At 33.7% G+C, this 12,859-nt stretch carries 17 protein-coding genes; 8 read left to right on the plus strand and 9 right to left on the minus strand.

Annotated features, from left to right (window positions below):
* Positions 1-41 precede the first annotated feature (41 nt).
* The 4 genes from FC27_RS01455 to FC27_RS01470 form a co-directional block, all read right to left on the minus strand.
* Positions 42-221 carry a hypothetical protein gene (locus tag FC27_RS01455; RefSeq protein WP_029508124.1) on the minus strand — a complete coding sequence of 60 codons (180 nt, stop codon included), beginning with the start codon at positions 219-221 and terminating at the stop codon, positions 42-44.
* Between the two features lie 142 nt (positions 222-363).
* A complete protein-coding gene (locus tag FC27_RS01460; RefSeq protein ID WP_010623962.1) occupies positions 364-687 on the minus strand; it encodes a DUF771 domain-containing protein in 324 nt (107 codons plus the stop codon).
* Between the two features lie 3 nt (positions 688-690).
* Complete coding sequence (locus tag FC27_RS01465) at positions 691-1,467, minus strand: phage antirepressor (RefSeq protein ID WP_010623963.1); 777 nt, start codon at positions 1,465-1,467, stop codon at positions 691-693.
* A 22-nt stretch (positions 1,468-1,489) separates the two neighbouring features.
* A complete protein-coding gene (locus tag FC27_RS01470; protein ID WP_010623964.1) occupies positions 1,490-1,693 on the minus strand; it encodes a helix-turn-helix domain-containing protein in 204 nt (67 codons plus the stop codon).
* A 262-nt stretch (positions 1,694-1,955) separates the two neighbouring features.
* Between FC27_RS01470 and FC27_RS01475 the strand changes: the two genes are divergently transcribed.
* From FC27_RS01475 to FC27_RS01490, 4 genes are all read left to right on the plus strand, one after another.
* Entirely contained in the window at positions 1,956-2,291 is a 336-nt protein-coding gene (locus FC27_RS01475) for a helix-turn-helix domain-containing protein (protein ID WP_010623965.1), read from the plus strand.
* A gap of 3 nt (positions 2,292-2,294) precedes the next feature.
* A complete protein-coding gene (locus tag FC27_RS01480) occupies positions 2,295-2,693 on the plus strand; it encodes a M48 family metalloprotease (RefSeq protein WP_010623966.1) in 399 nt (132 codons plus the stop codon).
* A gap of 61 nt (positions 2,694-2,754) precedes the next feature.
* Positions 2,755-3,372: a DUF5067 domain-containing protein gene (locus FC27_RS01485; RefSeq protein ID WP_010623967.1), complete on the plus strand. Its 618-nt coding sequence runs from the start codon at positions 2,755-2,757 to the stop codon at positions 3,370-3,372.
* A 125-nt stretch (positions 3,373-3,497) separates the two neighbouring features.
* Positions 3,498-4,619: a tyrosine-type recombinase/integrase gene (locus FC27_RS01490; RefSeq protein WP_029508125.1), complete on the plus strand. Its 1,122-nt coding sequence runs from the start codon at positions 3,498-3,500 to the stop codon at positions 4,617-4,619.
* 465 nt (positions 4,620-5,084) lie between these two features.
* On the opposite strand, the gene FC27_RS01495 is transcribed toward FC27_RS01490, so the two are convergent.
* The 4 genes from FC27_RS01495 to FC27_RS11965 form a co-directional block, all read right to left on the minus strand.
* Positions 5,085-5,405, minus strand: a complete 321-nt coding sequence (locus tag FC27_RS01495) for a hypothetical protein (RefSeq protein ID WP_010623969.1) — start codon at positions 5,403-5,405, stop codon at positions 5,085-5,087.
* 161 nt (positions 5,406-5,566) lie between these two features.
* Complete coding sequence (locus FC27_RS01500; protein ID WP_010623970.1) at positions 5,567-6,625, minus strand: permease; 1,059 nt, start codon at positions 6,623-6,625, stop codon at positions 5,567-5,569.
* Positions 6,626-7,259: 634 nt separating this feature from the next.
* Positions 7,260-7,484, minus strand: coding sequence for a hypothetical protein (locus FC27_RS11960; RefSeq protein ID WP_010623971.1), 225 nt, complete (start codon positions 7,482-7,484; stop codon positions 7,260-7,262).
* 92 nt (positions 7,485-7,576) lie between these two features.
* Complete coding sequence (locus tag FC27_RS11965) at positions 7,577-7,810, minus strand: TetR/AcrR family transcriptional regulator (RefSeq protein WP_010623972.1); 234 nt, start codon at positions 7,808-7,810, stop codon at positions 7,577-7,579.
* A gap of 159 nt (positions 7,811-7,969) precedes the next feature.
* Here FC27_RS11965 and FC27_RS01510 point away from each other — a divergent pair, with 159 nt between their 5' ends.
* Together FC27_RS01510 and FC27_RS01515 are read left to right on the plus strand one after the other, a co-directional pair.
* Positions 7,970-9,244, plus strand: coding sequence for a YhgE/Pip domain-containing protein (locus FC27_RS01510; protein WP_010623973.1), 1,275 nt, complete (start codon positions 7,970-7,972; stop codon positions 9,242-9,244).
* Positions 9,245-9,415: 171 nt separating this feature from the next.
* Positions 9,416-9,952, plus strand: coding sequence for a TetR/AcrR family transcriptional regulator (locus FC27_RS01515; RefSeq protein WP_010623974.1), 537 nt, complete (start codon positions 9,416-9,418; stop codon positions 9,950-9,952).
* Between the two features lie 89 nt (positions 9,953-10,041).
* Here FC27_RS01515 and FC27_RS01520 read toward each other — a convergent pair whose 3' ends face one another.
* On the minus strand, positions 10,042-10,308 hold the full coding sequence (locus FC27_RS01520) for a hypothetical protein (protein ID WP_155802078.1): 267 nt from the start codon (positions 10,306-10,308) through the stop codon (positions 10,042-10,044).
* 260 nt (positions 10,309-10,568) lie between these two features.
* Between FC27_RS01520 and FC27_RS01525 the strand changes: the two genes are divergently transcribed.
* Positions 10,569-10,778 (plus strand): hypothetical protein, encoded by a 210-nt coding sequence (locus FC27_RS01525; protein WP_056938057.1) that lies wholly within the window; start codon positions 10,569-10,571, stop codon positions 10,776-10,778.
* A 784-nt stretch (positions 10,779-11,562) separates the two neighbouring features.
* Positions 11,563-12,849: a glycosyltransferase family 2 protein gene (locus tag FC27_RS01530; RefSeq protein WP_010623976.1), complete on the plus strand. Its 1,287-nt coding sequence runs from the start codon at positions 11,563-11,565 to the stop codon at positions 12,847-12,849.
* Positions 12,850-12,859: the final 10 nt, after the last annotated feature.

The raw sequence follows: 12,859 nt of genomic DNA on the forward strand, positions 1-12,859 counted from the left end.
GTTTTTAAATTTTATTCTCATTCCCTAACACCTCCGGGTGTTTATTTTTTTAGCAAAATAACTTCATAGTTATTAGGCATGTTAACTGGTTCACCGTGCTTTTTAACAAGTTCCCAATCGCGATATTCCCCACATTCAAGAATTTCAGGACTAAAAGCCAGTAACATTTTTAAATGGCTTACTTCTTTCATAAGTTCCTTAATTTCATCTTCGGAATCCATATTTTCACCTCCTAGAATCCAAAAATATGTTTCTTAATGTTTTCCCACGTTTTGTATTTAGTAAATAAGTACGTGATCAGACCAGTCAATACTCCAGTAAAAACCGGTAACCATACGATCATTGGTATTCTTATCATCTTCATCACCCATTAATTTCAGCAAAATTATCTTCCATAAATTTTTTGAATCGTTTCGGCTCAAAGCTCCAATAACGTCCATCATCTAAATCGGAATAGTGAACGAAACCACCATTTTTGGAATCTAAAATCTTTTTAAACTTGGGAACATACAAGATTTTTTGTTTGAACCAATCCATTTTGTGGTTGTATCGTTGTTCAATGTCTTTAGAAGTCCACCAACGCCCATCATCTTTTAACGATTGGTATTCATTAAATTCTGCTTTAGTAATTACTACTTGATCAGATGGAACTTCCATAATTACTTCAGCCTTAATAGTTTGTGGCATTGGCTAGACCTCCATAAGTTGTTCAATCATCGGATAAATATTGTGCTGTTTAAGAACTTCATATAGTCCTAAACGTCCTTTTTGAGTCCACTTAGTGTTTAAAACAGCCTTTTCAGTTCCATCTTTTCGTTTAACCATCGTTGTATCTGAATGAGTCCAACCATTATGTTGATATTTAGAATAAAGCAACCACGTTTTACCTTGTTTATATTGAATTCCAAGTTCATGAAGTTTAGCGTTCATTTCTCTACCACTCATCCCATAATCCTTAGCGATAATTGTGATGGTTACTAATGATGGATTAGCAAGAACTTTGTCATAATAAGTAACTTTTGGTCTGTCCTCTGCCACTTGTTGTTCAGCAATCAACCTACCCTCACGTTCCGTTTTAAGCTGTGTGGCTAATTTAATTAGGTAATCTGGATCAGTTAGTGTTTGTTCAATTGCTGAATCAGTTAGATAAGCACCATGTTTTCGTATTGTTGGTAGAAACTCTGATGTAACCCAACGTTTGAATTCTTTTGAAGCTGGTAATTTACTAGAAAGAATTAAACTATATAATCCCGATTCGTTAATAACTTTCATTTTTTGAATACCAGAGGGTGTAACGATTCGTTCCTCCCTCACATCTTCGACATCAACGTGATCGCTTATGGCTTTACGTCCATTTTTATATTTCAAGGTATTTGTAATGTCGTTACCAACAAAATAAGGTGCGTTATCAATTTGTACCGTTCGTACATTGTTTCCTTTAAAATTAAATTCCTGTAAGTTGTTCATTATTTCTTTCCTTCTTTTTTATTTATAGGTTTAAAACTCGTGCTACTTGTTCACGTAGTTCACGTGACTTAGGTGTCATGTCACCTTTGATTGCTCTATTGAGTTGTTGTGGATTAGCATGAATCAATTCAGCTAACTCTTTTTGAGTCATATCTCGATTAAGCAATGCGATCTTAATTGATCGTTCAATGTCATATGCTACCTTTGCGAATTGTTGTTCTGGCATGTAATCAACTCCTTTCCATTCTGTTATTTGTTCATCAAGTTGTTGACAAAATATTAGACTAAGTCTAATATAAAGACATACTAAATAAGCAATGAAAGACCTACTACTACTGCAATCCTCGCCAAAGTATTGTATCGGTGGTCGTCTGTTTTTGTTGCTCAATTACTTGATGAATTAATAATAAGACTAAGTCTAAAATAATGCAAGTATATTTTTAGCCTAAGTCTAATTATTAGTCGTCATACATTGGAGAAAGCCTATTATGACAACGTTAGATAGAATTAAAAAAATTTCAAAACAAAGAGGTTTTAGTCTTACAAAAGTGAACGATATGGCTAATTTGGGTACCAACACTATATATTCATGGAAACATAAAGAGCCTGGAATTAATAATCTTAAGGCTGTTGCTAATGTTTTACACGTATCTGTAGACTACCTATTGGGGAAAACGGATGATCCGGATATTAACACTAAATCTAAGAAAGTAGATATCAAAGATGTGATGCAAGACGATTACACTGTTATGAGTTATGGTGGTAGAGAAATACCACCAGAGGAATTAGAAATGATTAGACGTATCTTAGATGGGGGAAAATAATGTATGAGCGATGTTACAACTTATTTATTGAATTATGCACTGGATCATCACATAGGATTTGAGCTATTAAATGAGGTAGATTCATTCTGGCCTTCAGTTGCTATACCTGAACGGAATATGATGCTCATTAATACAAGCTGGTATAAACAGGAAGAATTGCCTATGGTTGTGGCTCATGAGATTGGCCACATGCTTAATGGCGATACCTGCTACATGTATGACCATTCAAATACTGGAAAGATTTGTTCTGAGGGGGCTGCTAATAAGGTAGCAATCGATTTACTACTACAGTATTGCCGTGATAATGACATCCAATTTAATAACTACATTATGTTCCTTCAACAATTCTGTATTCTTCTAAGATACGAATATATAGTAAAGAAGAAAATGGTAATGAATTAGCTTTTAATGCATCCCTTCTGATATGCTTATACTGATTAAATGTATATTTATGGAGGAAATTATGAAAAACAAAGGTTTAGCATTAACGGGATTAACTATTCTTTTAGCTTCAACATTAGTGGCTTGTTCAAGTGGTAGTGATACAAGTAAAAAATCTGAGAAACCAAATGATGTCAGTACAAAGACAGTTAAAAAGTCTTCAAAAAAGACTAATTCAACAAAAAAAGAAGCTGCTACTAAAATTCCAACTGATGATAATCATGAATGGTTTTTTAAGGATGATGTTTTTTATGCTGGTATGGAAACATATAAGTTAACCAAATCTGAAATACGTGATGGTGCTGAAGATGGTACTAAGGTTCTCGTTATTTATACTGATATAACAAATAATTCTAAAAAAGAACAAGATCCATCAAACGTATATATGGTAGTTCATGCTAAACAAAAAACTGATACTTCAAATGTTGAACTTGAACCAGGCATGATTGGCACCGACGAAAATGGGGATAATCCATTACAACAATATGAAGATAACCTCAATAACGCTTTACTACCTGGTAAAACAGTAACTGGTATTTTGACATTCAAACTTGGGGATAACAATAATAACCCTGTCTCATTGGAATTTGATAATTCTGATTTCGATAAAATTGGTACTAAAACTTATCAAATTAATTAAAGACAAAATAAAAAAGCCATATTCCTACACCGACCAAAGTAGATGGAATATGACTTAATAAGAAAGTATTTCTAAACGGGCTAAAACTCCCCTATTTAGCTCCTTTAGTATACCATACTGGAGGAATTAAACGTGGCAAAACTTGGACGTATAGAGTCAAATACTATGATTCTGAAGGTAAACGTAAATCAATATCTAAATCTGGATTTTCCACTTCAAAAGAAGCTAAAACAGCAGGTATTGATGTAGAGACGAAACATCTTCAGTCAGGCATTTCAAAAAAAGAAAATGTTTCATTTGTAGCTTATTCAAAAGAATGGATAGAAACTTATAAAAAAGGAAATATTACTGAGCATAGCTATTATATATATTCTTTAATACCCGTTGAAATTGAAAATCATTTTAAAGATACAAAATTAAAAGATGTTACCAAAATGGAATATCAAAAGATGCTTAACACGTATGGTAAAACTCACGTCAAAGAGAGCATATCTAAATTAAATAGTCGAATTCGGGCAATTGTTCAAGATGCTATTCAAGAACGTATTATTTATACTGACTTTACTCACGGCGTTACTATAGCAAGTCAAAAAGCAAGTAAACCTGAGGAAGCCAAATACATCAATGAAAATGATGCTAAAGCCTTAAAATCAGATTGTTTAAAACATGCTTCAATGAATAAGATGGTTAATTATGAGATAATATTTTCATTAATGACTGGATGTCGTATTGGTGAAGTTTCTGGATTGACATGGGATAATGTTCATTTTAAAAAGAAAAATGTTTATATTAAACATGGATTTAATTATTCAAAAGTTCAGAATTTCAAAAAGGTAAAAACTGAAACTTCTGATCGTGAAATTGCTATTTCAAATTCACTCATAACAATACTTAAACAACTAAAAAAAGAACAACAAGAGCTATTTTTAAAAAAGGGATACAGAGACGAACAGAATCTAGTATTCAAAAATTCTAATTTTAATATCATTTCTGATAGTGCTGCCAATCAGGCTTTATCGGATAAATTAAAAAAACTGGAGATATTCCCTATTATCACTTTCCATGGATTACGACATACACACGCATCAATTCTAATTTCTCACGGCGTAGATATAGCTTATGTCTCTCAAAGATTAGGTCACAAGAATATAGCTATAACTTTAAGCACTTATGCTCACCTTCTTCAAAATGGTAAGAAAGAACAAGAAGAAAAAACTAACCAAATATTAGATGAAAACTTAGGATAATATTTTGGGGCACAAATAGGGCACAAACAAGTTAGAAAGTCAGTGATACCAGTCGTTTAGGTCGGCTACATATTCCCATACGGGTGATTTTTTCTATTCTAATGGCTGCCGTATCAACGTTCTTTCGTTGCTATGGCGGCTTTTTTTGTTTGTGGTTCACTGCCGGTACTAAGGAATTCCGGAAATATCGCCGTGGAACGCTGTGGGCCCACTTTGAATCAATCGAGAAAATCACTCGCTTGTTTCAAAGCTGGACCTTTTTCTAAGCTCCTCCGTCACCAAGAAAAATTTCACAGCTGACGGCGAATTTCCTCCACCCCTTAGTGCCTAAATTAGACATTCATATTTTTACTGGTGGATCAAATACCAAATCATATTTTACTTTTACTACTAATGTATTTATTTAATTATTTAAAATTGTCTTAAAAATCAAACAAAATTTAAATAAAAAATGGAGCAAATTCATTATGAATTTGTTCCACTAATAAAATTAGCTTCTTCTGGGAAGTAAAAACCTTTTGTGAGTAGTGCATCTTTTGAATAATCGTTGCTGGGCATATATCCATTCATCAAAAAATCCTTAATATAGAATTTATTATAAATAAACGAAAAAACTAAGTGTGATGTCCCTAAAGTAAAGATTCCACTCAAAAATTGGATCAAACCATATTTAACATCGCCTCGAATAAATGCTGGAATACATCCAAAGAAAAGTGTTGTCCACGAAAAACCAATCTTTGCTTCACGTCTTTGTCCAGTGCGAACATTCGATAAATGTATATTCATTAGGATCTCCTTATAGTTAAAGTTAACACCATTAATATAGTTCACACTTTAAATTGATACAAATATTTGATATCAATCTATTTCAACAAAAAGAAGCCATCTCATATAAGAAGATTGGCTTCTTGAAAATTACTTAAAAAATTTCAATAATTATTCATATCTTATAAAACAAATGCTCCTACTAATCCAGCTACTAGTCCGAAAGCAAAGACACTTATGAAGGTGATACTTAGGCTCTTCCAACTTAAAACTGGTTTTAATAGGGCTAGTGATACGATGCTGACTGCTGGTAATGTCATCAACAATGCTGCTGTTGGTCCGGCTGTTAATCCCAATGCCATTAAGGCTTGTATGATTGGAATCTCACCTGCAGTTGGGATAACGAAAAGTGTTCCGACTAAAGCAAACAAGATCACTGCTAACCAGCCGCCGCTTAATCCACCTTGAATAGCTGGGAACAATACTCCCTCGAATGTTCCTAGTAAGAAAACAATAACGACATAGGCGGGAATGCTGTCGATAACTAAAGTATAAAAGGCTTTCCACCAACGTTTTAATAAGCTTTCTCCATTTTCTTCTACTGGATCGAAATCTCCCCCTTTGTCAACTTCGACCTGCTTATTGTTGCTTAGTTTACCCACCAATGTAGCAATTGCAATTACCATCAAGATCCCAAAAATTATCCTAAAAATCGTAAAGTTCCAACCTAGGACTAGTCCCATAAAAATCAAGGTGGCTGGATTCAACAATGGATTTGCTAAAAAGAAAGCCATGATACTATTGACTGAAGCCTTTGATTTTGATAACCCGACTGTTACTGGGGCTGAACAACAGGTACACATCATGGTTGGTACTCCCATCAAAGTACCGATAACCGTATTTCTCAATCTAGTTCCACCTAAATAACGACGTACCCAACGAACTGGAATCAAAACTTGTACTAATGAACCAATGATAATAGCCACTACGAAAGCCTTCCAAACTGATAAGAAGTAAGCAATCGTAAAGGTATATCCTCTTTGCAAAGATACTCCGACTGTTTTCGCACCAACTCCAGCAATAATTGAATCACCGATCGAATGCGTTGAAGCTGCCGTAATGGCTTTACCATAATATGGCCACCACTTAACGTAAAATATCCCTGCAATAAAAATCACGAAAAACAATACCGCAAAAACAATTTGTTGCTTATTGCGATTATTTGAAATTTGACTATCCAATTTAATTCCCCCTCAATAAAATGTATCCCCTTTCATATATGACTAAGTACAAAACAATTTTTTCAATGATTCCATGAAAATGTGAAACACATCACGACTATTTATTCATAAAATCCTTATATCATCAGGATTTTTTCAACTATCAATTTATTTCCAAGCTCTAATTTATCAAGTGATAATTACATTTTGAAGTAATAAAAAAGGAAATTTCTCATCAACATCCGTTGACAAAGAGTCAAAAAAATCAGGACCGAGATTGTAAAAATCACAATTCAGGTCCTGATTTTTCTATTTTTTTGATTCAATGAATAAATTGGGAGACTATAGATTTAATATATATACCGGCTTCTAAAGTGTTATTGGCGCTTATATGTAAAAGCCTATGAAGCAATGCTCTCACACCTTAAAACCAACTTAACTCGATAACAACTAATCGTTTAAGGCCTAAACTTAGGCGAGAAATTTCGCCAAAACTATTATACAGTCCACGCCCTTAGTCAAAGCCATTCAAGCCAGTAATTTTCGGCTCACCATTATCCACCAAAAATCCTACGAGACTTCACGATCAGGCCTAATCACTATGACAAAGTGTCACTTTAAAATGTAATTGTGAAGGAGATGTGGCGGACCAATACTACGTACCAAATATCAAATTAACAGTGTCTGATAATTGATGAATTTCTTTGCTTGATGGAAAGTCATTTGTCTGCAAGTAATATCCTATCATCCCTAGCATTATGCCACCAATAACATTTATTTCCAAATCTGACTCTGGCCGTTTGAGAGCTGCCTGTAAATTATTACTTAAAATATCTTTAATACCATCCATTAGTTGCATTTTAGCTTGTGGAATTGTCATTATCGCGTTTATTGGTCTGCTCCAGCAACTCAGTAATTGTCCAAGTTCCGGTTCTAGTTCACTAATTGCGTCACTTAAGACAATTCCCTGATTTATGAGTAATAGCTTTTTTTCAAGGTCTCATCAAGCCACGTAAGAATATCTTGTAATATTACATCTGTCAGTGCAAATTTATCCTCATAATGTAAATAAAACGTTTTACGACTAATCATAGTTCTGAGTGCAATATCCTTGACAGTAACTTTGTCAAAACCATTCTCTATTACTAGGTCAATAAATGATTTTGTGATAACATCGTCAGTTTTTTTCATTCTAAAATCCGTCATATCGATTCCTCCATTATCAATTTTGTCAATTCTGTAACCTTATGGCTCATATTGCTCCTATTTGTAGCATTAAGACACAAATCATATTAATTTAGCCATGTTTTTAATTTAAAAATCAATATAAACTACCCATAGAAAATAAAAAAGGTGGTAATGAAAATGTTCAGTGTATTTAAGAGAAAAAGTATCTGGATCTGTATGTTAGTCGCTGCTATATTAATTGGATTATTTGCCTTTGCGCAAGTTGGAGCTAGAAGCACAGTTAATGTTCGTCATTTACCATTAGCTTTAGTAGTAAACGATAAAGGAAAAGATGCTAAGAATGTTGTGAAGAAATTACGGAAAGAGAGTCATAAGAAAAATTCTGAAATCAAATGGGTCAATGTAAAACACACGAGTGAACTCACTAAAGGTTTTGCATCCGGAAAATACTACGGGGCTGTTGTCATTCGTTCAGGATTTACTAAAGATATCAATCAGCAAACAGATTATTTAAAAGGTAAAATCATAACTCAGAAACTAGACGCACTGGTAGTTAAAACGCCAATGGCTGCTAAGACGGCACAATTCCAACAACAAAAAGTCTTAGCAGATTCATTAACCAAGAAAACTCCCAAACAAGCAAAAGTATCTTTATACGTCAGTCAAGGAAGTAACGTTACAGTTGCAAACATTTTGACTACTGCACTTCCAAAGATGACTGACCGTCTAAATCAGAAGATTTCTAACGAATATATAACTGTTGCAAATAAATCAGGGCTAACGCTCTCTCCACAAGACTGGTCTAAATTGCAAATGCCAATTCACACAACACTTATAAAACGTAATAAAGTTTCAACCAAAAAAATAAGCGGTATGGCACCATTCTTAGTAACCATATTCTGTTGGCTCGGTAGTCTTATTGCTAGTTTACTAAACTGGCGAGACCATAGTAAGAATGAGAAGAAACGTAGTGATGGTCGCCTCTCATTAACTAGCGTCACAAGTCAATTGATTTCAGGTGTAGCAATTGTTACTGCGATTGCTGTATCAGTTTACTTCTTCACAAAAGTTTGCTACTCCGTTCCAATTCATGATCCAAAACAATTTCTATTGCTGATTGGCGGTGTATCACTTGTTTTCTATCTACTGCAGTCAGCTGTACTCGATTTGCTTGGAATAAAAGGATGGCCACTATTGCTTATTATCTGGATAGGTTCAATGGCAGTCATTACTTTCATTCCACAAATGCTGAGTCCCTTCTATCATAATTATGTTTATGATATTACTCCAATTCGATTTGCCTATGATCTTATTCTTAACCAGATGTATATTACAGATGCATCAATCACTGGATCTTCAATGATGAGCTTGCTGTACATTGGAATAGCTTCAATCATTGTCATGTATGCATCTACTCTCATTAAGAAACGGAAAGAAGACAGCTTAGCATAAAATTTATTTACAACTTTTTTAAAAATCCTGAGCTTCGTAAAAACGAAGTTAAGACATGAATAGTGGTTAAACTAGGTTGTGTGTCCAGCATATCCTTGGTTTGCCACTATTTAATTCAACAAATGATAATTTATCTACCCAAAAGGGTTTTGATGAAAGGGGATAAAGTAAATGTCACTAGAACAATATCAACTAACTGATGCTAAATTGGTAAATCATTTATTTGATTTAATTGAGGATGGACAAAAACTCGAAAGCATTACCGTTACACAACTTTGCTTAAAGTCAGGGGTATCCAGAAAAACATTTTACCGTCACTACCCATCTACTCAAAAAATCATTGAAGGCTTTGTGAACAATTCCGCAAATGAGTTTATCGGAATATTGAAAGAGACTCCAGTACTTTGTTTAAACGATTTTATCGACGTTTTTTTCAAATTTTGGTTTGACAACAAAAATCGCCGACGAGTTTTACAAAATTACGAACTTTTCTCATACACGATACATCGTTTAATTGTGCTCAAACTGTTGGATATTATCAACTTGACCGAAAGCTCTAATTGGCAACATCTCACGTTAAAACAGCAATCCATTTTTTTCGAATTTTGTACTGGTGGTTTATGGAGTGCTTTGAATACTCAAAGCATGACTATTACCGATCTTAATGCAAATTTTGTAATTAAATCACTCTTTCAACCAAACAATTAAAGCTCCTCATCAACAGCTGTTGACAAAGAGCCATTATTTTTAAATATTTTCAAAAAATTGCCAAATTAAATAAGTGCGAATACGAGATTTTAACCCACACTATCCACCGTATAAGTCTCGATCGGTAAATCGTTCATTGCTGCTTTCATGAATTGATTCAATTCTTGACTTGTGACCATCTTCATATCAAAAATCTTGCTTGATTTCTTGCAGCAAACCATTTTCCCAGAACTTTGTTCTAGGTACATGGTAATAGTGGATCTGACCTTGTTGCGAACCACTTGTAATCGTAGGAATTCATCTTTATGATAATTTTTTTGAAATTCCTTTACGAATAAGTCAGTTTTTCTCATCATTATCACCCTACTCTTGGCAATTTCCGTTGCCTATGAATTTTCAAGTAAATAAATTAAACTCAAAATAAGATAATATAATTTTATTTATTTACATTATTATAATAACTTATTATGAAGTTTTCTCTGTACCATATTTGGTAAAAAATTTTTACCTATTTATATTCAGGTGAAAGCAATTACACAAAGTCGTCTTATTTGTCTTTTAAAACGAATGGAAGTACACTCAAGTGTTCCATAAAGAGACCACTGGAGGCTCGATCATGCCAATAGAAGATAGAACTTATAGTTCACAACAATTAATGTTCATGAGATCAATTTTGGAACCATTATTGACTAAAGATTCATTGGATCTGATCATGAATTTTGAGGTCCATAATGAGGAACAATGGAAGTATCAACCAAGTCCACTTTATATAAAAAAAAAATTTCCAATAATAATCATGTCTTATTTAATTAAGGCGTTATTATAATGTCGTTCCTAGCAAAAGATATTTTTTCTCCTTGTATCCGCCACATTTTGGAAACTCCTTAAAACTTGCTGGGAATAATTAAAATATGTTTTGTAAGTTCAAATATTATTTCATGTGTTTCTCCCCAATTACTAATCAGTGACCTCGGAAAAATCACTGATATTAAACACGAATTCTTGCTAAGAATCCGTGTTTTTTTATTAAAAAAAGTCGAAATAAATTGACTTAAATTTCTGGCTAACTTATTATGAAATTGATAAACGATATATAAATTATATCTTATACCTTAGTCCAAAACCTGATGACGATAAAAGCTGACAATATGAGGGGGAAGGATTGTTATGACAAAGATCGTAGACTTTTTTAAGCAATTATTTAATTCTGGAAAAAACAACGATGATGTTCATGCAAAAGAGGTCCTTTCAGAACTTCAAGCTGAAAATAAATAATTAATTTTATTATCCAGCTTGGAATAATAGATCCTAAGTAAAGATTTTATCTTTACTTAGGATTTTTTTTGTCTATTTTTATTCCAAGATCACCTTTCATCATAAAAACGTTGGAACTTATTTAAGAAATTAATAGATACCAAAAGAAAAATTCCATGAAAAATCAATAATCTCAAAATAAATTTTTACAAAATTCATTTTTCAAGAAATGAACTTACAGTTTTCAATTAATTTTTGACTAACGGCAGACCTAGAATAAAGTTGATTTTAAATCTGGTTCTGTCTTTAGTCTAATTTAAAATCATAAATATTCTTTTATGGAAAAATTGAGGGTGATGACAATCATAATTTTTACAAAAATCCTTCTAGTCGTTTCCTTGATCACATTTCTATCTTATCTATTATGGTTTTCTATTTTTTATCTCGAACGAGTTAAAGATATTAAATGTGGTAGTAATGAAGATGCCTATGACCTCTTTATTATGATCCCCCTTCTGGATGAAGAGAATACCGTCACGACCTATGTTAAAAATATGATCCTGGAACTCAACAAAATGGGCGACAACATCCACACTAACATCGTCCTCATTAATGATGGTTCAACCGACCATACTTTGAAAAGATTACATGATATTCAAAAAAGCGTTTATAGCCCCAATACGCAGGTTTACATATTGAGCCGTGAATACCCTAATGCCCGCAATGGTAAGGGCAATGCTCTAAATTATGGTTTAAATTTTATTAACAATTTACCGTCGCCATTCGATTCAGACCATACTATCGTTGGCATCGTTGATGCTGACGGCTTTATTTCTGCTAAGCATATGAAAATGGTGATCGGAACTTTCGACAATAACCGTGTCGGCATGGTTCAAACCGCTGTTTCAATGAACCTTACTTCAAATAATTGGCTCTCCAAAATGCAAGATATGGAATTTTTAGGAGCTAATTCATTCATGCAGGAAAGCCGCAATAAGATTGGTCAAGCAATCGCCAGTGGTAATGGTCAATTCACGACTTTGAGAATGGCCGATGAAGTACGCTGGGGAAATTCCTTGCTGGAAGATTTCGAATTCACTGTCCGTGGTCTTTTAAAAGGTTATCGGACGATTTTCTTATCTGAAGCCATCGTTTACCAAGAAGCCGTTCGAACACTTCGTCCCCTTTGGAAACAACGAATCCGTTGGTGCCAAGGGTCAATGCAATGCTGGCTGAAATATTCCTATAAGATTTTAAAATCACCAATCATCAAAAAAAGTATCAAGACTGATATGTTACTGTTTTTATCAATGCCATTTTTCAGCATGGTCTTAAATATTGCTAATTCACTATCGGCCCTACTTCAGATCAATAATGTTTTTACCGAAAAACCGCTTCCCGTTATGGTTGTTTTCTTGACCGTACTGCTCTTCACATTATTCATTTGGTTACTGATGGGTTTGGAATACCATCAAAATACCGATCGCTTTTCATTATTTAAATGTGTCACGAGATCATGGGAATGTATCTTATATAACTACATTCTGTCATTCATCCCTTACTTTGCCTTCACATACCTACTCATGGGTCGGGTAAAGTGGGATAAAACGGCCCATGGTCAGACTGCCAACGTCACAGATTAAGGGAGGTAGC

It is taken from the genome of Companilactobacillus versmoldensis DSM 14857 = KCTC 3814 (assembly GCF_001434295.1).
Classification (GTDB): Bacteria; Bacillota; Bacilli; order Lactobacillales; family Lactobacillaceae; genus Companilactobacillus; species Companilactobacillus versmoldensis.

Excerpts from the sequence above, each read along its gene's own strand:
- FC27_RS01485 (WP_010623967.1), top strand. The coding sequence starts at position 2,755 with ATGAAAAACAAAGGTTTAGCATTAACGGGATTAACTATTCTTTTAGCT.
- FC27_RS01465 (WP_010623963.1), bottom strand. The coding sequence starts at position 1,467 with ATGAACAACTTACAGGAATTTAATTTTAAAGGAAACAATGTACGAACG.
- FC27_RS01520 (WP_155802078.1), bottom strand. The coding sequence starts at position 10,308 with ATGATGAGAAAAACTGACTTATTCGTAAAGGAATTTCAAAAAAATTAT.
- FC27_RS01515 (WP_010623974.1), top strand. The coding sequence starts at position 9,416 with ATGTCACTAGAACAATATCAACTAACTGATGCTAAATTGGTAAATCAT.
- FC27_RS01470 (WP_010623964.1), bottom strand. The coding sequence starts at position 1,693 with ATGCCAGAACAACAATTCGCAAAGGTAGCATATGACATTGAACGATCA.
- FC27_RS01460 (WP_010623962.1), bottom strand. The coding sequence starts at position 687 with ATGCCACAAACTATTAAGGCTGAAGTAATTATGGAAGTTCCATCTGAT.
- FC27_RS01455 (WP_029508124.1), bottom strand. The coding sequence starts at position 221 with ATGGATTCCGAAGATGAAATTAAGGAACTTATGAAAGAAGTAAGCCAT.
- FC27_RS01480 (WP_010623966.1), top strand. The coding sequence starts at position 2,295 with ATGAGCGATGTTACAACTTATTTATTGAATTATGCACTGGATCATCAC.
- FC27_RS01530 (WP_010623976.1), top strand. The coding sequence starts at position 11,563 with ATGACAATCATAATTTTTACAAAAATCCTTCTAGTCGTTTCCTTGATC.
- FC27_RS01510 (WP_010623973.1), top strand. The coding sequence starts at position 7,970 with ATGTTCAGTGTATTTAAGAGAAAAAGTATCTGGATCTGTATGTTAGTC.
- FC27_RS01495 (WP_010623969.1), bottom strand. The coding sequence starts at position 5,405 with ATGAATATACATTTATCGAATGTTCGCACTGGACAAAGACGTGAAGCA.
- FC27_RS11960 (WP_010623971.1), bottom strand. The coding sequence starts at position 7,484 with ATGACAATTCCACAAGCTAAAATGCAACTAATGGATGGTATTAAAGAT.
- FC27_RS11965 (WP_010623972.1), bottom strand. The coding sequence starts at position 7,810 with ATGACGGATTTTAGAATGAAAAAAACTGACGATGTTATCACAAAATCA.
- FC27_RS01475 (WP_010623965.1), top strand. The coding sequence starts at position 1,956 with ATGACAACGTTAGATAGAATTAAAAAAATTTCAAAACAAAGAGGTTTT.
- FC27_RS01525 (WP_056938057.1), top strand. The coding sequence starts at position 10,569 with ATGCCAATAGAAGATAGAACTTATAGTTCACAACAATTAATGTTCATG.